Origin of the sequence: Vibrio ostreicida (assembly GCF_013074385.2) — a bacterium.
In the GTDB taxonomy this organism is placed as follows: Bacteria; Pseudomonadota; Gammaproteobacteria; order Enterobacterales; family Vibrionaceae; genus Vibrio; species Vibrio ostreicida.
This window is the reverse complement of the sequence record NZ_JABEYA020000004.1, coordinates 96,004-120,716: the sequence shown is the minus strand read 5'-3', so window position 1 is coordinate 120,716 and position 24,713 is coordinate 96,004. Positions and strand designations below refer to the sequence as shown.

Annotated in this window: 23 protein-coding genes; 12 read left to right on the top strand and 11 right to left on the bottom strand. The window is 46.1% G+C overall.

Annotation, left to right across the window (positions count from 1 at the left end; genetic code table 11):
- The first annotated feature begins 125 nt into the window (after positions 1-125).
- Both HLM86_RS08670 and HLM86_RS08665 read left to right on the top strand, forming a co-directional pair.
- Positions 126-1,025, top strand: a complete 900-nt coding sequence (locus HLM86_RS08670; RefSeq protein WP_076589635.1) for a DMT family transporter — start codon at positions 126-128, stop codon at positions 1,023-1,025.
- 60 nt (positions 1,026-1,085) lie between these two features.
- Complete coding sequence (locus HLM86_RS08665; protein ID WP_076589634.1) at positions 1,086-1,817, top strand: substrate-binding periplasmic protein; 732 nt, start codon at positions 1,086-1,088, stop codon at positions 1,815-1,817.
- Positions 1,818-1,840: 23 nt separating this feature from the next.
- Here HLM86_RS08665 and ppsR read toward each other — a convergent pair whose 3' ends face one another.
- Positions 1,841-2,677 carry a posphoenolpyruvate synthetase regulatory kinase/phosphorylase PpsR gene (gene ppsR / locus HLM86_RS08660; RefSeq protein WP_076589633.1) on the bottom strand — a complete coding sequence of 279 codons (837 nt, stop codon included), beginning with the start codon at positions 2,675-2,677 and terminating at the stop codon, positions 1,841-1,843.
- A 173-nt stretch (positions 2,678-2,850) separates the two neighbouring features.
- On the opposite strand from ppsR, the gene ppsA reads away from it, so the two are divergent.
- Both ppsA and HLM86_RS08650 read left to right on the top strand, forming a co-directional pair.
- Entirely contained in the window at positions 2,851-5,223 is a 2,373-nt protein-coding gene (gene ppsA / locus HLM86_RS08655) for a phosphoenolpyruvate synthase (protein ID WP_076589632.1), read from the top strand.
- Between the two features lie 360 nt (positions 5,224-5,583).
- Positions 5,584-6,954 carry a YjiH family protein gene (locus HLM86_RS08650; RefSeq protein WP_076589631.1) on the top strand — a complete coding sequence of 457 codons (1,371 nt, stop codon included), beginning with the start codon at positions 5,584-5,586 and terminating at the stop codon, positions 6,952-6,954.
- A gap of 73 nt (positions 6,955-7,027) precedes the next feature.
- Here HLM86_RS08650 and HLM86_RS08645 read toward each other — a convergent pair whose 3' ends face one another.
- Positions 7,028-7,792: a ferredoxin--NADP reductase gene (locus tag HLM86_RS08645; RefSeq protein WP_076589630.1), complete on the bottom strand. Its 765-nt coding sequence runs from the start codon at positions 7,790-7,792 to the stop codon at positions 7,028-7,030.
- A 167-nt stretch (positions 7,793-7,959) separates the two neighbouring features.
- Here HLM86_RS08645 and HLM86_RS08640 point away from each other — a divergent pair, with 167 nt between their 5' ends.
- The 6 genes from HLM86_RS08640 (at position 7,960) to copI (ending at position 15,703) form a co-directional block, all read left to right on the top strand.
- A complete protein-coding gene (locus HLM86_RS08640; RefSeq protein ID WP_076589629.1) occupies positions 7,960-8,391 on the top strand; it encodes an acyl-CoA thioesterase in 432 nt (143 codons plus the stop codon).
- Positions 8,392-8,466: 75 nt separating this feature from the next.
- Entirely contained in the window at positions 8,467-8,835 is a 369-nt protein-coding gene (locus HLM86_RS08635) for a hypothetical protein (protein WP_076589628.1), read from the top strand.
- Between the two features lie 104 nt (positions 8,836-8,939).
- Entirely contained in the window at positions 8,940-10,283 is a 1,344-nt protein-coding gene (locus HLM86_RS08630) for a TolC family protein (protein WP_390225354.1), read from the top strand.
- 10 nt (positions 10,284-10,293) lie between these two features.
- Entirely contained in the window at positions 10,294-11,997 is a 1,704-nt protein-coding gene (locus HLM86_RS08625) for an efflux RND transporter periplasmic adaptor subunit (protein WP_170882606.1), read from the top strand.
- Positions 11,994-15,179 carry an efflux RND transporter permease subunit gene (locus HLM86_RS08620; protein WP_170882605.1) on the top strand — a complete coding sequence of 1,062 codons (3,186 nt, stop codon included), beginning with the start codon at positions 11,994-11,996 and terminating at the stop codon, positions 15,177-15,179. Before HLM86_RS08625 ends, HLM86_RS08620 begins: the two co-directional genes overlap by 4 nt.
- A complete protein-coding gene (gene copI, locus HLM86_RS08615) occupies positions 15,176-15,703 on the top strand; it encodes a copper-resistant cuproprotein CopI (RefSeq protein ID WP_170882604.1) in 528 nt (175 codons plus the stop codon). The genes HLM86_RS08620 and copI overlap by 4 nt, the downstream gene beginning before the upstream one ends.
- A gap of 136 nt (positions 15,704-15,839) precedes the next feature.
- Here the strand turns inward: copI and HLM86_RS08610 are convergent, their stop codons facing one another.
- Entirely contained in the window at positions 15,840-17,192 is a 1,353-nt protein-coding gene (locus HLM86_RS08610) for an aerolysin family beta-barrel pore-forming toxin (protein WP_076589625.1), read from the bottom strand.
- Positions 17,193-17,626: 434 nt separating this feature from the next.
- Here HLM86_RS08610 and HLM86_RS08605 point away from each other — a divergent pair, with 434 nt between their 5' ends.
- The gene (locus HLM86_RS08605; RefSeq protein WP_076589624.1) at positions 17,627-18,460 is read left to right on the top strand and encodes a transcriptional regulator; all 834 of its coding nucleotides are present in this window, start codon (positions 17,627-17,629) and stop codon (positions 18,458-18,460) included.
- Positions 18,447-18,923, top strand: coding sequence for a hypothetical protein (locus HLM86_RS08600; protein WP_076589623.1), 477 nt, complete (start codon positions 18,447-18,449; stop codon positions 18,921-18,923). The genes HLM86_RS08605 and HLM86_RS08600 overlap by 14 nt, the downstream gene beginning before the upstream one ends.
- Positions 18,924-19,008: 85 nt before the next feature.
- On the opposite strand, the gene HLM86_RS08595 is transcribed toward HLM86_RS08600, so the two are convergent.
- From HLM86_RS08595 to HLM86_RS08560, 8 genes are read right to left on the bottom strand one after another with little or no spacing between them, the layout of a single operon-like run.
- Positions 19,009-19,383 (bottom strand): hypothetical protein, encoded by a 375-nt coding sequence (locus tag HLM86_RS08595; RefSeq protein WP_076589622.1) that lies wholly within the window; start codon positions 19,381-19,383, stop codon positions 19,009-19,011.
- A 48-nt stretch (positions 19,384-19,431) separates the two neighbouring features.
- On the bottom strand, positions 19,432-19,665 hold the full coding sequence (locus tag HLM86_RS08590) for a flagellar biosynthetic protein FliQ (RefSeq protein WP_076589621.1): 234 nt from the start codon (positions 19,663-19,665) through the stop codon (positions 19,432-19,434).
- Complete coding sequence (locus tag HLM86_RS20210; protein WP_076589620.1) at positions 19,652-20,713, bottom strand: hypothetical protein; 1,062 nt, start codon at positions 20,711-20,713, stop codon at positions 19,652-19,654. The genes HLM86_RS08590 and HLM86_RS20210 overlap by 14 nt, the downstream gene beginning before the upstream one ends.
- Positions 20,710-21,111: a hypothetical protein gene (locus tag HLM86_RS08580; RefSeq protein ID WP_076589619.1), complete on the bottom strand. Its 402-nt coding sequence runs from the start codon at positions 21,109-21,111 to the stop codon at positions 20,710-20,712. Before HLM86_RS08580 ends, HLM86_RS20210 begins: the two co-directional genes overlap by 4 nt.
- The gene (vscN2, locus tag HLM86_RS08575; protein ID WP_076589618.1) at positions 21,065-22,327 is read right to left on the bottom strand and encodes a type III secretion system ATPase VscN2; all 1,263 of its coding nucleotides are present in this window, start codon (positions 22,325-22,327) and stop codon (positions 21,065-21,067) included. The genes HLM86_RS08580 and vscN2 overlap by 47 nt, the downstream gene beginning before the upstream one ends.
- The gene (locus HLM86_RS08570) at positions 22,327-23,793 is read right to left on the bottom strand and encodes a secretin GspD/PilQ domain-containing protein (protein ID WP_076589617.1); all 1,467 of its coding nucleotides are present in this window, start codon (positions 23,791-23,793) and stop codon (positions 22,327-22,329) included. The genes vscN2 and HLM86_RS08570 overlap by 1 nt, the downstream gene beginning before the upstream one ends.
- Entirely contained in the window at positions 23,783-24,037 is a 255-nt protein-coding gene (locus HLM86_RS08565) for a hypothetical protein (protein ID WP_076589616.1), read from the bottom strand. Before HLM86_RS08565 ends, HLM86_RS08570 begins: the two co-directional genes overlap by 11 nt.
- On the bottom strand, positions 24,030-24,713 hold the full coding sequence (locus HLM86_RS08560) for a type III secretion system apparatus protein VscT2 (protein ID WP_076589615.1): 684 nt from the start codon (positions 24,711-24,713) through the stop codon (positions 24,030-24,032). Before HLM86_RS08560 ends, HLM86_RS08565 begins: the two co-directional genes overlap by 8 nt.

Sequence of the window (24,713 nt, the reverse complement as noted above, 5' to 3'; positions counted from 1 at the left end):
TGTTAACAACAGGGGCTTTCATGCCCCTGTTGTCTTTGCAGCAGGCGTATTGAACTTTGTGTCACACCCCAAACCCTGAAATATGATAGAGTGCCCTATCCGATTGTAAACTCTCCGATAACACCATGAATAACACATTTCCAACCATCCCTGCTGGGGTTGGTTTTATGCTGCTTTCCGCGCTGGGCTTTGCCCTGATGTCCGCCTGTGTCAAATACGTGAGCACTTATGGTATTCCGGTGTTAGAAATTGTTGCAGCGCGAGCACTGGTTTCACTCTTAATTAGCTATCTAGACGTCAAGAGAAAACGCATAAGTTTGTGGGGAAGCAACAAACCTTTACTAATACTCCGAGGTACGGTCGGAACGCTTGCCTTAATGTGTGTCTATTATTCGGTAACAACCTTGCCTTTGGCAGAAGCCACCATCTTACAATATGTCCATCCTGTTTTTACTGCCTTACTTGGCGTGGTATTTTTGAGGGAACGAGTTCAGTCCTCAACCGTTATCTGTATCCTGCTGTGTCTCGCCGGTTTGGTGGCGATGGTTCAACCAAGCCTCCATATAGGATCGGCAGACCACCTTCCTCTGTTTAGCGTGGGGATGGCGCTGTTGGGGGCATTGGGTAGCTCTGTCGCCTACGTCATTGTTCGTAAGCTTAGCCAAACTGAAGACAGCTCAGTCATTATTTTTTACTTTCCTCTCATTGCTTTACCCATATCCATAGCCTTAATTGGCGATGACTTTGTCTGGCCCAATCTGATGCTAACGTTCGTACTGATCCTTGTCGGTATCTTCACCCAAATCGGCCAGTATGGCCTGACCAAAGCCATGAAGACCCAAGCGGCGGGGAAAGCCTCCGCTTATTCCTATGTGCAAATCGTATTTTCAGCATTGCTTGGAATTTGGTGGTTCAATGAAGTTCCATCTTACTGGACCTATGCGGGTGGATCACTGATTGTTCTCGGTGCTCTGGTCAATGTGTTTGGCCAAAGGCTGTTAACTGGTCCTAAAGCAGGAAACTAACGCCAAACTTTTACAGGGTGTCTATACTAGTGTTTAACGGACACAAGTGAAACACCTGAAATGAACGTAAACGTACTATGGTGGTTGCTGGCACTGCCTTTCAGTAGTGTAGGTTATGCCGCTTCACAAGAACTGAGCACACGACATTTAAATATCTGTGGTGACTCCATCGACTGGCCTCCCTACACCTATGTCGATGGGGAAGAAGTCAAAGGGTTTGATGTGGATGTTCTCAATCAGGTGCTGAGCGCTCACAACATCACATTCAACATCACCATGACGTCTTGGACGCGATGTTTGAAAGGAACCAAAGATGGCGACTTCCAACTGGCAGTGAGTGCCTCTTATTCTGAAGAACGAGCCAAACATTACCTTTACACCGCTTGGTATTACCAAGTCACCCCTTACTTTATGTATTCCAAACAACGCTTTCCGGATGGCGTCAACATCAGTAACGTCACAGATCTCAGTCAGTATAAAGTGTGTGGCATTCATGGGTATAATTACGCCGATTTTCAGTTAAAAAACATTGATCAATATACGCACAATATGTTCGAGTTGGTGAAAGAGATCCGAGAGAAGCGCTGTGAGATTGTGGTCGTATGGAACGAAATTGTGGAAGGTATCAAACGCCTGTGGGGTATCGATTACGTAACGGGAGAAATCGCAGCCCAACCCATACCCAACATGCACAAGCACAAGTTTTACATGCTCGTGTCTAAGAAATTTGAAGAGGCTGAAGCACTTCAGCAATTGCTAAACAAAGCTTTACCCAAATTTCAATCGCAATGAAACGTTCACCAATCGATGCGCCGCTACGATAATCGGCGCCTCAAGCCTGCTTTTTCCAAAATTCTAGTGGATATTTCTTCTACTGAAAGTGAGGAGGTATTGATATACGGAATGGCCTCTCGGCGAAACAGCGCTTCAACACTTTCAAGCTCATTGATACATTGCTCCGTACTGGCGTATTCACTGCCAGCTAAACGGTTTTGGCGAATTTCGGTAAGGCGCTCTGGATCAATCGTTAAACCAAACAATTTGTGGCGATGCACTTCGAATTCTGGCAACAATCTCAAGCGAAGGATATCTTGTTCGATAAACGGATAATTGACCACCCTCAAACCAAATTGCATTGCCATATATAGGCTGGTCGGCGTTTTACCGCTGCGCGAAACCCCGAGCAGGATAATGTCGGCCTGTTCCATCCCTTTAAGAGTGATACCATCGTCATGAGCTAGCGTGTATTCGATGGCCGCAATACGGTCAAAATACGTATCGGAGTCTTTGCCAACACTTCGGGAGCGCTGAAGCTTGGGTTGCGGCTCCATTTGGATATCCGATTTCACCTGCTGAACAATATGCTCCAAAACATCATAACAATGGGCGGTCGCCTCCTCGATGAGTTTATTTTTTATCTCTGGAATCACAATCGAAAAGAACAGCAAAGGTTTGATTCCTTTGTCTTGATACGAAGCGTCGATTTCTTTAAGGAGATCGGCAAGCTTGTCGTCACTCTCTACAAAAGGGAAAGTTTTCTCGTTTGCCTGAACCGGAAATTGCCCCAGAACGACATGTCCTAAGGTTTCACATGTTATGGCTGTTCCATCAGAAACATAGAATACATCACGACTTTGACTATCAATTTGCATATTTTATTTAAGCTTTAAAAATATTTTGAGTAGGATGGTTACCATAATATCGACAATGAAGCCCGGCTGACTATTACATCCCCCACAGCTTTTAAAAATTCTCGTGATTTTTAAGCAAAAAAAAGTAATCGTTTGCCTTACCCTACAAAGCTGCAATGTTTCTGGAGAAATACATGCAAAAGAATACCCTTTGGTTCAATGGCCTATCCATGGACGATGTCGACAAAGTCGGCGGTAAAAATGCGTCACTGGGAGAAATGGTTTCCAATCTTTCGAATGCTGGCGTGTCGGTTCCAAATGGCTTTGCCACGACGTCTTATGCATTTAACCAATTCTTAGATTATGAAGGCCTAGATGAACGTATTCACCAACTGCTTGATAAGCTCGACGTGGATGACGTAACCGCCCTCCAGAAAACAGGCGCAACCATACGCCAATGGGTACTGGATGCCCCGTTCCCTGCCGACCTAGAGCAGGATATTCGTGAAAACTACCAACAATTGATTGACAACAACGAGGCGCTCTCCGTTGCGGTTCGATCTTCGGCAACAGCCGAAGATTTGCCGGATGCCTCATTTGCGGGTCAGCAAGAAACCTTCCTCAATGTAAAAGGTATTGAAGCCGTCCTTGAAGCAACCAAACACGTCTACGCATCCTTATTTAATGACCGAGCCATTTCTTATCGTGTGCATCAGGGCTTTGACCATAGAGGGATCGCCCTCTCTGCGGGCATTCAGCGTATGGTTCGTTCTGACAAAGCATCATCTGGGGTCATGTTCACACTGGACACAGAATCTGGCTTCGATCAGGTGGTCTTTATTACCTCAGCTTGGGGGCTAGGGGAAATGGTCGTTCAGGGCGCGGTTAATCCTGATGAATTCTACGTCCATAAACCGATGCTTGAAGCCGGTCATCACCCCATTGTCAAAAAGACCTTCGGTTCAAAACTTATCAAAATGATTTATTCGACCAATCAGGAGATTGGCAAGCAAGTCGACATCGTTGATACCAACACGCAAGAACGTGAACTCTATTCTCTCAATGATCAAGAGATCAAAGAACTGGCCAAACAGGCCATGATTATTGAGAAGCACTATCAACGTCCAATGGATATTGAGTGGGCCAAAGACGGAATCGATGGCAAACTTTATATTGTTCAAGCACGACCAGAAACCGTCTGCTCTCAGAGCGATCAAAGCGTCATAGAGCGTTACGAGCTCAATAGCAAAGCAGAAGTCCTCGTAGAGGGAAGAGCGATTGGACAACGAATTGGCAGTGGGCCTGTTCGCTTAGTAGATTCGCTTGATCAAATGTCTTTGGTTCAGGAAGGGGACGTGCTCGTCACCGATATGACCGACCCTGACTGGGAACCTGTGATGAAGAAAGCATCAGCGATCGTGACAAATCGTGGGGGTAGAACTTGCCATGCTGCGATTATTGCTCGCGAGCTCGGTATCCCAGCGATTGTCGGCTGTGGCAATGCGACATCCAACCTGACCAGTGAAGAAACCGTCACCATCTCCTGTGCTGAAGGTGAAACAGGCTACGTCTATCAAGGAGAACTGGACTTTGAAATCAAGCGCTCAGCGGTTGATGAACTCCCATTACTCCCGACCAAAGTGATGATGAACGTCGGAAACCCAGATCGTGCTTTTGACTTTGCACAAATTCCAAACGAAGGCGTCGGGCTCGCCCGTTTGGAATTCATCATCAATAAAATGATCGGTATTCACCCTAAAGCCTTATTAAACTTCGATGCACAAGATGACCAACTCAAAGCCGAAATCACTCAACGTATCCGAGGTTACAAAGATCCTATCGATTTCTACGTAAGTAAATTGACGGAAGGCATTGCCACTATCGCCGCGGCATTCTGGCCAAAACGCGTGATAGTACGCATGTCGGATTTCAAATCTAACGAATACAGTAATCTTGTTGGTGGTCGTGGTTTCGAACCACATGAAGAGAACCCGATGCTCGGGTTTCGCGGCGCATCACGCTATATTTCACCCATGTTTGAAGATTGCTTTGAGCTGGAAACTCAAGCCATCAAACGGGTGAGAAATGACATGGGCTTAAAAAATGTTGAGATCATGATTCCATTCGTGCGCACACCAAGCGAAGCCGCTTCAGTCATTGATCTGTTGGCCAAGTTTGACCTTCGTCGAGGCGATCAAGGGCTCAAAGTCATTATGATGTGTGAGTTGCCATCCAACGCAGTGCTCGCTGAAGAGTTTCTCAAGTATTTTGATGGGTTCTCTATCGGTTCCAATGACATGACACAGCTCACTTTGGGGTTGGATCGTGACTCTGGCGATGTCGCACATCTATTCGACGAACGTAATCCTGCGGTAAAAGCCATGTTAAAAATGGCGATTGATGCTGCAACCCAAGCTGGAAAATACGTGGGTATATGCGGACAAGGTCCATCCGACCACGACGATCTCGCGCAATGGCTCATGGATCAAGGCATCAGTTCTGTCTCGCTCAATCCAGATACCGTTGTCGATACATGGTTAAAACTGGGTCAGGTTAATACACACTAAACCCAAGTCTACAAACGTAAAAAACACCGATATACTCGGTGTTTTTTACGTTTTACTGACGACACTCTGCGGCTCGGCATAAGGGTTTAGCGGCCAATTCTCACATCAAAAATTAATCCCACACAAAGTTAACGGTTGCAACATTGTTTCAATCTAATTAACATCTTCAAAACAAAAAACTAATCGTAAATCTATTCTAAGTATTTAATCATGAATATTTAGCGAAATTTATTGAATAGTATTGCGTAAATACTCAAAAGTCAGTAACCTTGTGCGACTGATTAAATACGGATGTTTAGTGAATATATATGTCAAGCGGATTGGCTTATCATATTGACTAGTTGTAACACGAGAATTGTAATGCAGAATAATGCTCAATCTATTAAACAAACCAACTCAAAGGGCAACTTCTGGGTGTTTTTGATCCCTTCCCTAATGGGTTTGTTCCTATTCATGGCGCCAGTCACGTTCAACGATGAAATCACGATTCCAGTGGCCATATTGGCCAAGTCAATACAAGCACTACTTGGTGACTATCTGGTTGATATTATCACCGCTATCATAGTGTTTATGTCAGTGACATCACTGTTGTGTCGCGTTAAGACACCCGCCTTTATCGCCAACAACTCATTTTTAAACAGTCTGTGTAACCCAAGTCCACTCTGGTTAACAGTCCGCGTTCTCGGTGGCTTCGCTGTAGCGATGACTTACTTTGAAGTCGGTCCGCAAGCCATCTGGGAAGAAAACACAGGCGGGCTGGTCTTAGAGGGCTTGCTGCCCACCCTGTTTTCTGTATTTATTTTTGCGGGCTTGCTGTTACCGTTACTCCTCAATTTTGGTCTGTTGGAACTATTTGGGACCTTGCTAAGTATCGTAATGCGTCCAGTATTCAATTTACCAGGACGTAGCGCTATCGATTGTATGGCATCTTGGCTAGGGGATGGTTCAGTCGGCATTCTCCTAACCAGTAAACAATACGAAAAGAAGTTCTACACCCAACGTGAAGCCGCCGTTGTCGGGACCACCTTCTCTGCAGTATCCATTACTTTTAGCCTTGTTGTACTCGCTCAAGTCGAACTTGAACACTTGTTCTTGCCCTTCTATGGGGCGATTTGCTTAGCGGGTATTATCGCGGCAATTATTGTTCCTCGCCTACCCCCACTCAGCCGGAAAAAAGATCAGTATATTGACGGCACTGAACCAGACAAAGATGCAGATGCCATCCCACAAGGTTATACCAGCATGTCATGGGGTATGGCGTTGGCACTTGAAAAAGCCAGCCAAGTGAAATCGGTAAAGAGTGTCTTTGCTGAAGGCCTTCGCAACGCCATTGATATGGTATTTGGTGTGCTTCCCGTAGTAATGGGGCTTGGGACCATTGCCCTATTGATTGCAGAATATACTCAGGTATTCACTTTCCTTGGTCTGCCATTTATCCCATTCTTAGAACTTTTAGGTGTACCCGAAGCCGCCGCCGCGTCTGAGACCATTGTCGTCGGGTTCGCTGACATGTTCATCCCTGCGATTTTGGCGTCATCGATTGACAACGAAATGACTCGCTTTGTGATTGCCGCGATGTCCGTAACTCAGTTAATTTATATGTCCGAAGTCGGGGCGCTGTTACTCGGTAGCCGCATCCCCGTCAACATCTTTGAGCTGTTTGCTATTTTCATCATACGCACGCTGATTACCCTGCCTGTAATCGCAGGTGTCGCTCATCTGATTTTCTAAGTTCGAACCAAGACAGTAAAGGCCCGAAATGGGCCTTTACTGTCTCTGATTTGACGCGAACCTCAAGATTGCCCTACCAATAACGTTCAAAAATAATATTGCCGCCCGTCGCTCGGCGAAACTTTTCTAAGCCAAATCCTTGCAGAGTCATGGTGGTTTCTTTGATCATGTCTGGGTTGCCACACAACATCACAAAACTCTTTTCCGGAGTCAGTTGTGTCTGTACTTGATGTTGAATTTTATTCTCAATCAACAACTGAGGAATACGTCCATGCAACAGATTGGCGGGTTGCTGTCTGGATATGATTGGCACATAGTCGAGCCCCCCTTGATACCGCTCAACTAACTCATCAATCAAACCACGATACACCAAGTCTTTTTGATGACGCACACCATGAACAAGGATTATTTTCTCATAGCGAGTATGGTCATCAAGGGCATCAAGTAAGGACAAGAAAGGGCCAATACCCGTCCCTGTTGAAAGTAGCCACAAGTCTTTGGTCGATTGTGGCACCGAACTCTGTATTAAATCACCGTGAGCAGTATCACCGACCAACACTGAGTCCCCCTGACACAACTGGTGTAATTTGGGCGTTAATTGCCCCTTTGGGTTCGACACAATTAGAAAATCGACGTGTTTATTGTCCGTTTGAGGAGCATTGACAATAGAGTACGCTCGGCTAATGAGTTTTCCTTCTTCATTATACAGAGCCAGCTTGGTGAATTGCCCTGCCTTAAAATCAAGGGGGGCGCCTGAAATACACAAACTGAACAAATCCGAGGTCCAGTCTGTGCGCTTTTCCACCTGAGCCAATATAAAACCTTTGGGTACTGTCATAACAAAACCTGCGTCAGTGAGCCTTTTTAGAAGCTACCTCTGGGCACTAAATAAGTAAAGCGGCGCGTAAACTTAATAATTTAAGATCACACTTTGATGAAGTTTTCACACATAAATGCGAGTCGTGATTAGAATAAACGCTCTTTAAACTCTACCAAGGAGGGGTTATGACGTCACGATTAGACCATTTCCCAGTCATTACTGAAGTCTCGGTTGCATGGGCAGAAATGGACGCACTGCAACATGTCAATAATGCCGTGTATTTTCGCTATTTTGAAGCCGCGAGACTGGAATATTTCGAACGCATCGAGCTAACCGTTAACTTAACCACCAGTCAAGTGGGCCCGGTTCTTAGCGAGACCCAATGCCGTTACAAATTGCCCATTACTTATCCTGACACCTTATTCATTGGTTCAAGAATTTCAGAACTGCAGGAGGATAGATTCACTATGGAGTATCAAATCGTGAGTAAAAAGTTGGGTAAGGTCAGTACGCTGGGTAAAGCGACTTGTGTCATGTTCGATTTTAAGAATAACGTCAAAGCCCAATTGCCCGAATCACTCAAACAAGCTATTTTTGATGTGGAAAACCCCGCATAATTTAGCCCAATGGGCTTGACCTTACCCTTAGGGTAAGCTCTATGATCATGATAGTTTCGTCTTTTTAGGTATCGTATGAGCTTTGTTTCGCTTCGCAAATACTGGATTCTTTTGATCAGCATCAGTGTCATGCTGACCGCCAGTGTTGCCTCTAGCCAAACAATGATGACGTTCAATATGATCAGTGGCAGCGCGTCTCAGCAGCACCATTGTGGGACCAATGCAGACAAAACAACGATGGCTCTTACTCTTGTCACTAATGATTGTCAGATGAGTGATGGGGACCATCGCAGTTGTGACTCGGTCTGTGCCAATGTGTTTGCGCTGATCCCCCCGACGATCTTCCCAACGCCAAGGTCGACACAAATCATATTGAAACGTTCCGACAAAAAAAGCTTCGCCTTCAGTCGTTCAAGTTCTCTCTACCGCCCTCCTATCGCGTAATCCGTTCCCTACTTTTTAACTCCCCCGCCCATTGGCTAGGGAGAAGTATTTTTGTGCTTAGCGGCACCTAGAAACGGATAATTACAGTGAAAATGATACCCAAAATGTTTGCGCTTTCCATCTGCGCTTCTGTGTGGTTCGGCCCTGCGGTCGCAAATTCAGCCCCATCTCAAACCGAGCACTCAAAGCCGTCCATACTGTCTCAGTGGATCATCACTGCACTCAACAATGACGGTAATCGCCAACAATTCTACGCTCAATCTCAAGCTATGCGCGAGATGGGGGTTGCCAGTAGCACCCTGCTAGACCCCAAACTCAAAATCGGCTTTGGTGGCGTGCCCGTCGACAGTTTTGAGTTTGACGATGACCCTATGACCAATATATCCATGGGGCTGGCACAACAGTTTTCTCGAGGTTCAACCTTACAACTCACGCAGAAAAAATACGCTCAGCAGGCTGATGCCATGGAGCGGAAAATTGCCAATCGTGAACTGGATATCATCAATAGTATGACTCAGTTATGGCTTGAATTGGGCTATCAACAACAAGCTCATATTATCCTTTCCGAAAACCGTCAGTTACTCGAAGAAATGGAAAGCTTTATTCAGACCAATTATTCGATTGGAAAAAGTGAAGCTCAAGATCTGCTCAATGCTCAGCTACAAGTTAGTAAGCTGAGTGAAAAGATTCAAGCGAATCATCAAATTCAACGTCGAATATTGGCCCGCCTTTCCGAATGGCTTGGCACTGACTGGTTAGCAAACACCAGCACTGTGAAAGCGTCCAATCAACTTGACTGGAATACGCTCAACCAAAAACTGGCCCAAAATACGGCAACAGATCAGTACTACACGTTACTCAACCAACACCCGATGATACAAGTGGCCAACCAAACGATTACGAGTTCTGAAACTCAAACCGAGATTGTCAAACAAACTTATAAACCTCAATTCGGTGTCGAAGTCATGTACGCCACTCGTCAAGCCAAAAGTATGAGCGGAGAGCCCGCCTCAGATCTAGTCAGCGCGTATCTCACCATGGATATCCCTCTGTTTACTGGTAATAGGCAGGACCGAAACCTTTCAGCAGCGCAATATCAAGTGGGTGCCGCAAGATCTCAGAAAGAAGCACTACTCGCGCAAATGAATGGCAAGGTCAATACCTTGCTCGTTGATAGAGCCAAGATCACGGAGCGCCTAGACCGTTATACCTCAAGCCTAGTACCACAAGCGAACGCAAGGATCCGCGCTGTTGAAAGAGGCTATCAAAACAATACCTCGCAATTCAACGATGTGATTGACGCTTCCGCCGACAAACTTGCTTTGCAGTTAGAGCAGCAACGTCTTATAACCGATTTAAACATTGTGAATAGCAATTTGGCCTCATTGCTGGGCGGTTTTGACTATCAAGTCACGTCACCACGGTTATCTCGCCGCCAACAACAATAAGGACCTTGATATGAAAACATTCACCTTAGCTTCTATCGCTCTACTGGTCGGTGGTGCACTAGGCTATACCACCTACCCTTACCTTTCAGGTTCAGCATCCAACACGGGTGAAACGATCGCTGGAGACGCTGACCAACCTCTATATTGGGTCGCGCCGATGGATCCTAATTATCAGCGTGATAAACCGGGCAAGTCCCCGATGGGGATGGACCTTATTCCTATTTACGCCGAGGACATGTCTACATCAAGCGAACCTCCCGGTACCATCAAGATTGATCCATCGGTCGAAAATAATCTTGGTGTGAAGCGACAACAGGTTACCCGTGAACCCTTATCACCCCGCATTGAAACCGTAGGCTACGTCGCATTTGACGAAAGCCAATTGTGGCAAACCAATGTGCGCGTTGCAGGTTGGGTCGAAAAACTCAATATCAACGCCGCTGGAGAAACCATTGGCGAAGGGGACGTGTTATTTACGCTTTACTCTCCAGAACTGGTCAAAGCACAAGAAGAGCTGATCAATGCTTATCAAACTGGCCGCGCAAGCTTGGTCAAAGGCGCCACCGAGCGTCTGGTCGCACTCGGGGTAGACAGAGAACAAATAAAAACCATTACCACTACGGGCAAAGCCTCACAAACCATTGATATCAAGGCGCCTGCCAGTGGGGTGATCGCGAGTTTAGGTATCAGAGAAGGCGGTTATCTGTCACCAGCACAAACCGCAATCAGCGCAGGGCCCCTTGATCATGTTTGGGTCGACGCCGAAGTCTTTGAACGTCAATCACAATGGATACAGGCTGGCAGTAATGCCTCTATGACCTTGGATTCACTTCCCGGAGAACAGTGGCAAGGGACGGTTGACTATATCTACCCGATTCTCGATCCAAAAACTCGTACGCTCAGAGTCCGCCTCAAATTCCCCAACCCAGATGGAAAGCTCAAACCCAATATGTTTGCAAACATAGCCCTAGAGCCCGTCAGTCAGGATTCGGTGCTGACCATTCCAAGGTCCGCCGTGATCCGCTCGGGCGGGATGACCCGCGTCGTCCTGTCAAAAGGACAAGGCAAATACCGTTCTGCACGCATAGAGACAGGGCGTGAAGCGGCGGACAAAATTGAAGTGTTGCAAGGCCTAACCGAGGCCGACAGCGTTGTTACTTCCGCACACTTTATGCTTGATTCTGAATCCAGCCAGTCTGCCGATCTTTCTCGTATTAACGGGCTCCAGCCTCACGTTACAACCGTGTGGGGCACCGGTGAAATTACAGAAGTCATGGCCGACCAGAGCATGATCACCATCAACCATCAGCCTATTCCTGAGTGGGATTGGCCAGGTATGGTGATGAACTTCAATCTTGCACACAACGTGAACATTGCCTCACTCAGCAAAGGCCAAAACATCCAATTTGAAATCCAGCCAACCGACTCAGGCCAATACCAAATCGTCGACTACAAAATCGACGAGAAGGCCATCGCCAACACCCTGTGGTTAGACGGTGATATCTCGGTGATCATGGCAGATTTTGGCATGATCACGATCCGACACCAGCCCGTTCCCGACTGGGGCTGGAATAGCGGTGAAATGAATTTCTCGGTCGACGACAACGTCGACTTGTCGCCATTCACGCAAGGCATAACTGTGCGTTTTTTAGTGGAAAAACAAGGCACGGATTACTTACTTAAAGACATAGCCAAGAATGGTGACTCGTTATGATTAATGCCATTATTCGCTGGTCAATCAACAATCGACTCTTGGTTGTTATTGCCACATTAGCGCTTGTTGTGGGGGGGCTTTACAGTGTAAAAGAAACACCCGTAGATGCCATTCCTGATCTGTCTGATGTGCAAGTCATCATAAAAACCAGTTATCCAGGTCAGGCCCCACAAGTGGTTGAGGATCAGGTCACCTTCCCGTTGACTACCGCCATGCTGGCCGTGCCGGGAGCAGAAACGGTCAGAGGATATTCGTTCTTTGGTGACTCTTACGTGTACATCATTTTTAATGATGACACCGATATGTATTGGGCTCGTTCCCGTGTGCTTGAATACTTAAGCCAAGTCGCCCCCAATCTTCCTTCAAGCGCTAAACCGACGTTAGGGCCCGACGCCACAGGAGTCGGTTGGGTATTCAGTTACGTCCTTCAGGACAAAACGGGGCAACACGATCTGGCTCAACTACGCAGCCTACAGGACTGGTTCCTTAAATATGAGCTGCAAACCGTCGATGGTGTCTCTGAAGTCGCTACCGTTGGTGGGATGGTCAAACAATATCAGGTGCAAATTGATCCCGCAAAACTACGCGCTTACAACCTCACCCTGCAACAGGTCAATCGTGCTATCCAAAACGGTAATCAGGAGACTGGCGCTTCAGTTATCGAGGTTGCCGAAGCGGAACATATGGTTCGCACTACCGGCTACCTGACCAGCATTGAAGACATTCGCTCATTGCCACTAAAAGTCACCGAACAGGGGACGCCACTGCTACTGGGGGATATCGCTGATATTAACTTGGGCCCACAAATGCGCCGCGGAATATCTGAACTCAACGGCGAAGGAGAAGCCGTCGGAGGAGTCATAGTGATGCGTTTTGGTGAAAATGCGAGCCAAGTGATCGCTCAAACCAAAGCCAAGCTGGCGGATCTGCAACGCAGCCTCCCCAACGGGGTTGAAATCGTCACCACTTATGACCGTTCAACTCTGATTGACTCTGCCGTTGAGAACCTATGGAAGAAGTTGGCAGAAGAATTTATCGTCGTCGCGATTGTTTGTGCGTTGTTCTTGTTCCACGTTCGTTCATCACTGGTGATCGTATTAAGCCTTCCTATCGGTATCCTGACAGCGTTTGTGGTGATGCGCTGGCAAGGGATCAATGCCAACATTATGTCACTCGGAGGTATCGCGATCGCGATCGGCGCGATGGTTGATGGGGCAATTGTGATGATCGAGAATGTTCATAAGCATATAGAACGAACTCCCCTAACAGAGAACAATCGCTGGCAGGTTATAGGCAAAGCTGCTGAGGAAGTTGGCGCTCCGTTATTTTTCTCACTGCTTATTATCACCCTCAGTTTTGTTCCGGTTTTCGCTCTCGAAGGCCAAGAAGGCAAGATGTTCTCACCGCTGGCGTTTACTAAAACCTATGCAATGGCGGCTTCAGCTGGCTTGGCGATTACTCTGGTGCCAGTATTAATGGGCTATTTTATTCGTGGAAACGTCCTGCCAGAAAATAAGAACCCAGTAAACAAAGGGCTGGTTGCTCTTTACAAACCGCTACTCACACTCAGCCTTAAGCACCCTAAACGCATAATAGTACTGGCTCTGGTACTGATGGCATCAGCCTACTACCCGGCCAGTAAACTCGGCAGTGAGTTTATTCCACCTCTCGATGAGGGCGACCTAATGTACATGCCGACCACTTATCCCGGTATTTCAATAGGCAAGGCGCGTGAATTACTTCAACAGACCAATAAACTGATCAAAAGTGTCCCAGAAGTAGAATCCGTCTGGGGTAAAATTGGACGTGCAGAAAGCGCGACCGACCCCGCCCCTCTAACAATGATCGAAACCGTGATTCAACTTAAACCTCGTGATGTGTGGCGAGAAGGCATGACACCGGAATCACTGCGCAAAGAATTTGATAAGTTAGTGCAATTTCCCGGATTAACTAATGCATGGGTAATGCCGATCAAAACACGCATCGATATGCTAGCCACTGGGATTAAAACACCAATAGGCATTAAAATAGCAGGCCCTGATCTCAAGGTCATTGAGCAAATAGGGGCTCAACTTGAACCTATTTTAAATAATGTCTCAGGGACGGCTTCTGTCTATGCTGAGCGTGTTGCTGGCGGCCGTTATGTCACAATTGATATTGAGCGTCGCGCTGCGGCTCGTTATGGTCTCAACATTAAAGACGTACAAAGGGTGATTTCAACGGCGATTGGGGGAGTGAATGTCGGGGAAACCGTCGAAGGACTGGAACGTTACCCCATCAATGTACGCTACCCACAAAGCTACCGTGATTCTGTGGTCAAACTGCAAAATTTACCTCTGGTGACGCCTAACGGAGCTCGAATTGCGCTTGCTGATGTCGCTGATATCCGTTACGAAGACGGCCCTCCAATGATCAAAACAGAAAATGCGCGTCCTAATGGATGGGTATTCGTTGATATTGATGAACGCGATCTAGGCTCTTACGTCTCTGAGGCTCGACAGGTGGTCGCTGACCAAATCTCACTACCTGCGGGCTACTCTTTGACATGGTCAGGGCAATACGAGTATATGGAACGTGCCAAACAAAGACTCAGTGTCGTCGTCCCTATCACCCTCACCATCATCATACTGATGCTCTACCTGAGCTTTCGCCGACTTGGTGAAGTCTTGATCATCATGATGACCCTGCCATTGGCTATGGTTGGCGGTTTATGGCTGATGCACTACCTGAACTATAACTTCTCTATTGCCGTTGGAGTCGGGTTTATTGCCCTTGCTGGCGTTGCCGTTGAAATTGGCGTCATCATGCTGGTTTATCTCAATCAGGCTTGGCATTACAAAAAACTCGAGGCGCAAGAGAAAAGGCTTCACCTTACCTTGGATGACTTGACGCTTGCCATCCGTGAAGGCGCTGGACTCAGGGTCCGCCCCATCATGATGACAGTACTCACCGTGATCATTGGGCTAGTACCGATCATGTATGGTGAAGGAACTGGATCAGCAGTGATGCAACGTATTGCCGCACCGATGATCGGTGGAATGGCATCGGCGCTGATGCTGACATTATTGGTCATTCCAGCCATTTTCAAACTTTGGAAACAAACAGAAGTCTCTCGTTCCCCACAAGTAACCCCGTCCTCAATGAGTCTCGGGACATCTCACTCAACAAGGAAACCGCAATGAAAAACACAATCATGACATGCGCACTGGCGCTATTCAGCCCCTACCTATATGCACAAACTGACAAGGCGATGGATCATTCTAAAATGAATATGCAAGGGATGGATCATAGTAAGATGGGAACATCCGAAATGAAGATGAATATGGACGGGATGTCCGCAGTAGGTATGCCAGCTAAAGGCGCAAAGCCAGACAAAGTCGTTTATGTCATGCTCGATGACGACATGAGCATAAAATTTAAACAAGACATCGATATCAACCCGAACGATATTGTTCAATTTGTTGTGCTCAATCAAGGGAACATAGAACATGAATTTTCTATCGGATCGGCGCAAGAACAGATCGAACATAGAAATATGATGAAACAAAAGGGCGCCCATGCCCACGACTCTGGCAGCACGGTTACCGTTGCGCCGGGCAAGGCAAAGCAACTAGTTTGGCACTTTCACGGTGACAATAATGTCGAGTTGGCCTGCAATATTGCAGGCCATGCAGAGTCCGGCATGGTGAAATCAATCTCACTTTAGTCTCACTGCACGCAAATAAGACTCAACCCAACCGCGCCTCAGCAGAGACATGCAAGACGTAGTCACGTTTCCCCAAAAGCCATACCACCCGGTATGGCTCTATCGCTTCATCGTTAGGTTGGGGATGGAATAAATGCTAAAGCTCTAGGTTCATGTATTCTATGTTGCTTCTTGCTTTGCCATCACGGGCGACACGGCATTGGACAGCAAACTCTTCAGCGGTCATCGGCTCTGCTTGGCTCGACGTAACATGAAACAGCCCTGTGGCTTCGATTTCAAATGCCCCCTCTTCCTCAACCACATACCGGCGCAAGACTTCGGCCAAGGGTTGGTTTCTCCAATGTTGCCAAACATCCATGTCACTCACACAGCTATCATCCCTGCAGGTTTGATTCGTTGACTGAACCATGGAGGTAATGTATTTATTCCAATCCCAAGGCCCAGCATATTGATTACCCGCAAAGAAGTTGACGTACTGGCTTTTAATATCCTGCTGGGCATCCAATACACCGCTGCCAAAGCGATAACTAAGCTCATCATATCGTCCTATATCCGTGGGTCTATAAGCATTGCCCTTCCAATCATTATAAAGCGGGTAATACGGCAAATTTGTGTGTAAATACTCAGGTAACTGGTCAGTGAAATAATCGCGTTCTCTGAGAAAACCTTTCAGCTTAATATCATAAGACATCACGATTTTATTCTTGTAAGGAATACGTGACTTAGATTTCACGTAGGTGAGATTTAACGTTTTTTTACTTCTTGGCGGGATGGTGGTCGTGTATCGCTGCTCATGAGCAATTTGTTCATCGCCGCCATTGGATGAAGACCAAGAGTTGTCCGTGCCAAATGAGGCAGAAAACTCAGACGTCGCCGTATATTCGGCCGTCAGCGGCACCTTAACGTTAACCGAGAAAGAACTTTTAACACCGATATCTGCGGAAATTCCATTGGTTTTGCCTTTACTCCAGCTTTCGCCTTCCGTATGCCGTATTACCGCCGTAGAGGAATCTGACAATTGGCTGTCACAGTTATACATTACCGCTTTTTGGAAAGCTTTTGGCTCCTGCTCTAAAAGCTCAGCGTCATAGAGAGTCAAGTCCTCACCTGTCATATAGAAACGAATATTCTCAATAAAAATCTCCAATCGATTGTCGGTATAGGGCCCAGTGCCTGCGACGTCCGGATCTGAGTATTTAGGATTGGGGTAGAGGTGGTAATCGCTGCCGACTTTATCGTTCAATATCAGGCTACCAATTTGTCTATCAAACCCTTTGGCCCCAGCCCAAGCAAAGCCTAAACCATGTCCGAATCGATACAATGGCTTGTAAAAGCTGTAGTGATTGACGATGACTTCAGCGCCATCAATGGTTGTGCCAGGTGCGGCCCGAAAGACCTTATCACCATAGACGTGAGGGGGGGTTGAGGCGTGGAGACTCAAAGATGTCAATGTCATCGCTGTTGCCAAAATTGGTAATGTGTATTTCATTGGGTGCCTTCTCTATGTCCTATTGCGTGATCTTTTGTAATCACGTACTCAATAGACGAAAAAATTACTCAACTGGATGCACTTTTGACCTTTATTTTGGGGCCATCTGGCGACGATGAGTGAATCGAAAGCCATCGGCTAGGGTTGCCAAAGACCGTTGTCCTTGGTTTTATCGGTCCTCAAAAGATAATCAACGATAAGAAATACCCTATTTGCCATCGTTCCTCCCTATCGAACCTAGGTAGTGAAAATACTTGTTTTTTATAGACTAATATTTATTAGGTTAACAAATGAAAAGTTGCAGGTATAATCTATTGATAATCATCACTTTGATGCACGACGCAATCTAAGCAATGGCAAAAACAACGTCTACAACGGGTCATTCGATACTTGGCATGTTGAATCTCTAATTCTATAAATGAAGCGAAAAAAAAATGACGAGGTCGTTTAAAGTTAGGCAATTCGTTTTGGTTGAGAACTCTTTGTTCATCCTCGACTCAAAAACTAACCAACAACTACGAATGGGTACTCATGACTTACTGACTCTCCACGAGTTATGCGCACATGCAGGTCAAGTAGTTTCAAAAGAAAGCCTTTTGGAAAAGGGGTGGCCGGGAAAGATTGTGTCAGACAGTTCTCTCACACAATCTATACGCAACATCAGAACCCTATTGGGTGATAATGGCAAAGAACAAAAATGGCTAAAAACGGTGGCTAAAGTGGGCTATGTGTTGGATGCATCCATCGTCAGCGAGGTCAACGGTGATGCTTTACCTAATAGCGCAATGAGAAAAAACGTAACCCAGATGCTGTCTACCACCAGCGAGAACACGGACGCGCCTCAGCGCTCTCCCCTGTATCAATTGCTTAACTGCACTAGGGATTTTCACTGTGCGCTAAAGCTGGTTATTCTCTTTGCCCTGCTCGCGTTCACTGTCAATGTCTCATATAAGATTTATCATCTGGTTTTAAATAAGCAAAGAGCCACACAATACCCGGAAGTCAGCTACACCAAAGGCGTCATCGAAATCTACTCTGATAGGCAGCAGGTTGCGGACCAAGCTGGTGAAGCCATGAGCGCGTTGATCGACAAACTTACCGTCAAACCCAAAAGAGTTGCGGTCATGCTGTTAAATAAGAATCTTTCATTTGCTATTGTTGCTAAAGACGGTGAAATATTGAATAAACTAATACTGTTAGATAAAACAATAGAGAATGACCAAATCGCCAAACTTATGATTAAAGAGGTCAGTGATGCTATCCGCTAGTTTGTTTCTTGTCGCGTCCCTAAATATCTTGCTTCTGGTCATTTACGGCTTCAGTGATGATCCTGGTGTGGCTTATGGGGTGGAATATCACGTTGAAAGTAATGCAAGCAACTATCATGGCCACAGCAAGGTTCAAATTTATTTCAATAACGGCGAATTTGAGATGACCTCTGTAGTGGAAGAAGCTCAGGAAGGTCAAGGCAAGCAGTATTTCGAGGTGCATAGTAAAGGTGATTATCAATCGTATAGCCCAGATCTATACAATATCGCTTTTACCGAACATACCTCCAATTTTCTTGACAACGAACGTTTGCCCACATTGCCCATTATCAGCAGTTTTTATAGTGCCGAACGCTATCTTTCGAACCGGAATACAGTGGAAGTCAAACACCGAAGCGATGACTATATTGTGGCGGCAACCTTCATAAATGGAGGTCAAATCTTAGCCATGAAACGTTACTAAATGCCTGAACAAGAGACTCGATAAACGAACCAATCAAAGGCCGTATTAGACCGCCCTTGATTGGGAGCGTTAAAAGTGATGACATCTAAGCTTTAACGCAATGAACAGCCTTGTTAAACAACATCAGCTTATCCGCTAGTTGCCTTTCGACGCTCGTGGTGCTCAGTTCCCACTCTGAGACCAAAATTAATTTGTCTTTTGTGATGTTCATAAACACCTGTTCATCAGACATCATCAATTCGACCAACTTAGGGGCCTTGATCGCCAACACCCGTCGATCTCGCAACGGGATCTCAACAAACGCTTGAATGGTTTTTTCATGCAAAGAGATAAAAATTTCTTCGCCATCAACCAATTCTATTCCAATCGGCTCATCACCCTCAATTCTTGACAGTAGATTGGCTGGCACACCCAGATTATCCACCAAGGTTTTGAATACTATTTCTCGCAACTTTTTCAATGTAAACTCCTGGGAAGGTGCATCTCCTGCACATAAATCAAACAACAATTACAACTGCCGGAACAGTAGATGAAACTGGTCATAAATATTGCCCCCTACCTGAGTTAGCAATACAATAAAAACAACCAGCTTTGCCGCCATCGGTAAGCCGGGGTCCTGAACACTAAATACCGTTTGCAGCAAGCCCACCACGACACCCGTAATCACAAAACTCAAAGAAAAAATAATGATCGCGTCTTTTACAATATCCAGACAGGCGGCAGTCACATCAAGAACGGTCATAGTTCTCCTCCAAAAAACTGGTCACTTTGTGTTCATCAAACTCAAACAGATAATATTTATTTCGAAACAGAACTCGGTAGCTATTCACCTGCGGATACTGCCAGAACATCTCTGGTGCAAGTTCGTAGTGAGAGAGGGTCATGCCCGCCACAGGGACCAGTTTTTGAAGAGCCATCGCAGAAGGTACTGCCTGAACCATCACACTGCTGTCTGAACTGTGAGCAGCCGATTTTCTCTCGACGTTCTCTCGGCCATTTTCCAGTCGTCCTAACGCATCCACCGCGAGCAACGGCTGACCGACAACGCTAGGCGAAACCACACCATTTTTGAACGAGAGTGAATGTAACGCCAATGGTCCCCGACTTTGTTCAGAATAACGAGTATCATGACCTTTGTGGATCACTGAGGTGGACACCATCAGTTTTCGGTTAGCCACCTTGGGCCCCAAATAACTCACTCGCGCGCTCTCAGCACTGATTCCTTGGCTGCGGTGCATGTCCGAACCGCGCTGGTGCGCTGTCATCCAAGAGCCTATCTCTCCCGTTTTGCTCCGTGGTGAGATCTCCGTGTGTGAAGGGCGACTGGCAATACGGCCAAACTCTTTCACTACAGAAAGGGAGAGTCCTTGATGTGTTTGCCCTGCCTGACTGTTTATCGGTAGGTTGACGTTCTGCAACCTCGCTTTGGTTAATCTTGTCTGACCATAGCTTGCCGTCAATCCAACATCACTCGCAGAGCGAACATGAAGAGCGGTTTTTCCAACGGGCATGTCTTCAACATGAGTCTTGGGTTGAACCCTAGTGAAAGCTGCAATACTCTGGTTGGATACCACAGGTTGACCCTGAGGGTGAGGCGTAAAACAAGTCCCACTTTCCACCTTAAATTGGGTATCAGGTACGTTCAATGGGGGTTGCTGCTCTTTGTCACCAGAAGTCAAAATAGAGTCGGGGTGAGACTCAGCGCCCCCATCCTGATTAAGGATATGTTCAAACTCATTGTCAGAAAGGGGCAGCTTTCCGCTCACCATACTCTCAAATAGATTGATCATGACTTTTCATACCTCATTTGCTCACGAAGTTCACCGAGCGCATCTTTACGCTTTTCCAATCTTCGCTTTTCTGATTCGACCTCTGTGATTTCCAACGCCAGTTCCTGCGCGTCCTGACGACTAACAGAGGCATCAAAAAACAGTGACTCGATCATCGATTTTGTACTTTCTCTGCGCATAAATAGTCGACTCAACGCGTTAGGTTCGTGGACAACGTTAAAACCTTTTAACTGTTGCTGTTGTTCCTCAATCTGACGCCATTTATCGTCAATGAGCTTGAGCAACTCTTGATGTTCTTTCCTTAGTTTGACTAACTTTCTCTGCTGCTTTCCAATACGAATATCAACAATGTCAATAAGCTGTCCAAATTCCTTCCATCGCTTCGAGGGTTTGTTCATATTCAACTCCATCGAACCCTTGTTTCAGGAACGACATGATGTGAGGATAACGATCGATCGCCTCATCGGTTTCAAGATCATTACCTTTCTCGTATTCTCCGACTCGAATTAATAACTCGACATTGAAATAACGGTAAACCATATCTTTTATTCGCTCAGACAAACGGACGTAATCATGACTTTGAACTTTGTTCTGCAAGCGGCTCTTACTTTTCAATACATCGATCGCTGGGTAACGTCCCGTTGATGCGATGGTGGTGGAATACACTAGGTGGCCATCAATCAGAGATTTGACTTCATGCGCGATAGGATCATCATCAATTTCTTTCTCAATCAAGACGGTGAAAATCCCCGTAACAGACCCGTGAATTGAGTTACCACAACTTTCGACTAAACGGGACAAAGCGAGAGAGACACCAATAGGAATGCCGCCTTTGATTGGCGTGTTATCCAACATCGCCTGCGCGCGGGCAAAACGGGTCAGCGAGTCAAAATACAACACCACTTTTTTGCCCTGCTCCATATAGTGGCGTGCAATCGAGACCGCGACCAACCCTGAGCGTACTTTTTCCAAAGGGTTCGCTTCCGAGGTAGAGACAATGGTGATTGATTTCTGAATCACTTCTGGGCCAATCTCTCCTTCAAGAAACTCGACCACCTCACGTGCCCGCTCACCAATCATGGCAAAAATCACAACGTCTGCGTCCATGTTGTTGGCCATAATTGACACAGTGGTTGTTTTCCCCGCTCCCGCGGGGGCAAATAAACCGACACGCTGGCCTTCTCCGATCGTAAACAGACCATCAATAATTTTTAACTTGGTGGGAAAGACCGATTCAATAGGTGCACGAATATTAAGCGGAATGGGTTCTACCGCAATCGGCAAATCCGTAAAGTTTCCCGGTTTATTTAGATAGTCATCGCCATAGATAGACTGTCCATAGCAGTTAATCACTTTACCAACCAACGCCTGCTCATTGAGCGGAAAACAAAAACGACGCGGCGTAATTTCAACCTTACCCCCGCGCTGCACTGCGCCCGGTTGAAGCAATTTTATTTCAACCCTAGGGCCGGCGACTTTCACCACTTCACCGCGAATACGTTCCCCGGTTACCGTCTCAACGAAACACTCTTGGCCAACAAAAGTATTCATAGAGACGTGGCAGATCACCGTATCCTGATAAGACTCTTTCACCTTAAAGAAATGGTTCAACATTACTCAATAACCTTGAAAGAGATCGACACGTAGCGTTTGTACTTTCGCTTAGTTTCATTGGTGTTCTTGAACAACTCACCCAGCAACGGAATGCTTGAAAGTACAGGCACCCCAGTCACTGTCGACTGAGTCACCGTATTGTCAAAGCCACCCAAAATAATGGTTTGTTGAGGCTGAATATACACTTCTGACTCCAGCGACTGAGAGCTGACTCTTGGAGGCTGAGAAGAACTTGTTTCACTTTCATCATCGTCCAAAGACTCTTCAATGTATTCGACTTTGGCCTGAACATTACCAGAAGGCAGCAATCGCCCAGTCACATAGAGGCTGTTGTCAGCTTCAATTTCCTGAGTTTGAACCTGTTTTTCCGAAATCAGGGTAATCGTTGCCGTGTCTTTTTTACCAAAGTGGCCCTGTTGGTTCTCAAGTACGAGCAGGTTGGTCTCATAAACACCGCGTGCGACGCCATTCGATGACAAGGCCTGAAAGTTTTGCAGAAAATTTTTGGTTTCAGTAAATGGAGGCACCACAATATCGTAAATCCCACGGCTGCCATTTAACCAAGAGCTGTCTATGCCCAGATTTTCACCACGGGACACCGCAATATCGTAAACTTTAAGAGAAAATAGCAGCTGCTGGCGCTTAATATCAATAAGAGCCGCGATACGTTTGGCCAGTTTCACTTCCGCTGGCGTACCTCGGATCAGCAGTGCGTTAGAACCCGGTAAAGGTTGGACTTTCGAGGTTTTTTCTTTCTCATCCAGCTCCTGTTTATCCCCATTACTTAGTTTCACTTTGTAAGCACGCTGGACGATTTCACCATCGCTGACATTCTGGAACTGCCCAATATTAATGATCGCCGATGAAATTAAAGAAGTGGCTCCTGGAAAGAGCACATTACCATCGAAGGTATTGATCTGTCGGTCAACGACCGAAATGTAATGGAAGTTGATCCTTGCCAACTCAAGATCATTGCCGTTTTCAAGAAATTGGTTTTTGTCAACCATGGTCGCATAACCAACCGCATCATTGACAAACTTTCGCGTACCAGAGAACAAAATGGAGTTGCCGCGTTCAACCAATTTCACTTTGGTTGTCGCGCTGACATTAAAGGTTTGTTTCAGTTCTCTTAATAGCGTTTTAGGCGCAATATTTCGCGGTTTGTACGCGTAATTGATGTAAGCCTGACCCGATTGGACTGTTAGAGTCCCCCCGTAAACATACCAATCAAAGTCATACACTTCTGACAACTGAGCCAACAACTCAGGCCCACTGCCCGATAAAGTCTGAGTGATCAGCTGACGTTCGGTTTTATTATCAATGTCATCAACCAATTTGACTTGCATCTCTTTGGCAATGGCTTTGAGTGCTCCTTGCAGGTTAATGTCCTGCTGTTTGATAAACACTTCTGCCTGAACAAAGGTCGACAAAAAGACAAGACACAGTAGCGCAATTTTATACTTCATTAATAATCTCTTCTAAACGTTGTTGATCCGCTTTCATCCGACGTACAGATTCATTAATTAAACTTTGTTCAATGACCATATCGACGAAATCTTGTTCGGTCATAACCGTCCCTTCACTTTTTGACGCCTCATCACCTTGGATTTTTTGCGCCTGAGTCATCTCTTGGGCGACAGACTCAAAATCAGATTGAATCTCTGAAAGCCCAGCGATAGAAACGGGATTTGGCATTTCAACTTTAGTCATAACCTACCTTTTGCATCATTTGCTTAAACACGTAAAACTGGTCATGTAATAACCAGAGATTAAGTAAAACAATCACCACAATCGCTTTAATATTCGGCGTAACGAACAGCGACAAAGACGCCTTTTTAAAAAACAGATCGACATACCCACAACACACTGTGATCGCGAGCATGATAATGATGTACTTACCGGCGACAATCACCATCATCTTGAGACTGTCAGTAATAAGGAAAAACAGAGCCTCAAAATCCAGATCCACATTGGGCTCATTACCCTGCGTGATGACATCAATAATAGGGCGAAACAGCGTGCCACTTTCCAGTGCATAAATTAGGAATGTCAGGCTACTGAGTTTAGCCAGTGCCTCTGATTCATCCGTAAAGCGCTTATCCTGTACCGATTGTTCATTGAGCAACAATAATTGCTGAATCACACTACCCACCGTTCCGCTCAGCCAGTAAGGAACTGACGAAAACATTGCAAAAATCAGTACCGCCAGCACCCAGCCAAACGTGGGGACCTGCTGCAGTTCGCTGACATCGACAAAAATGGCCATGGCCGCCGCGATGGCCAAGCAGGTGATATTGTCCAGATAAAGCCTTGTGGGGTTATAAATTTTAAGAAAGAGGAAAAAACCCGCAAACAACATCCAGTTTGGAAAAAGTAATTCACCCAT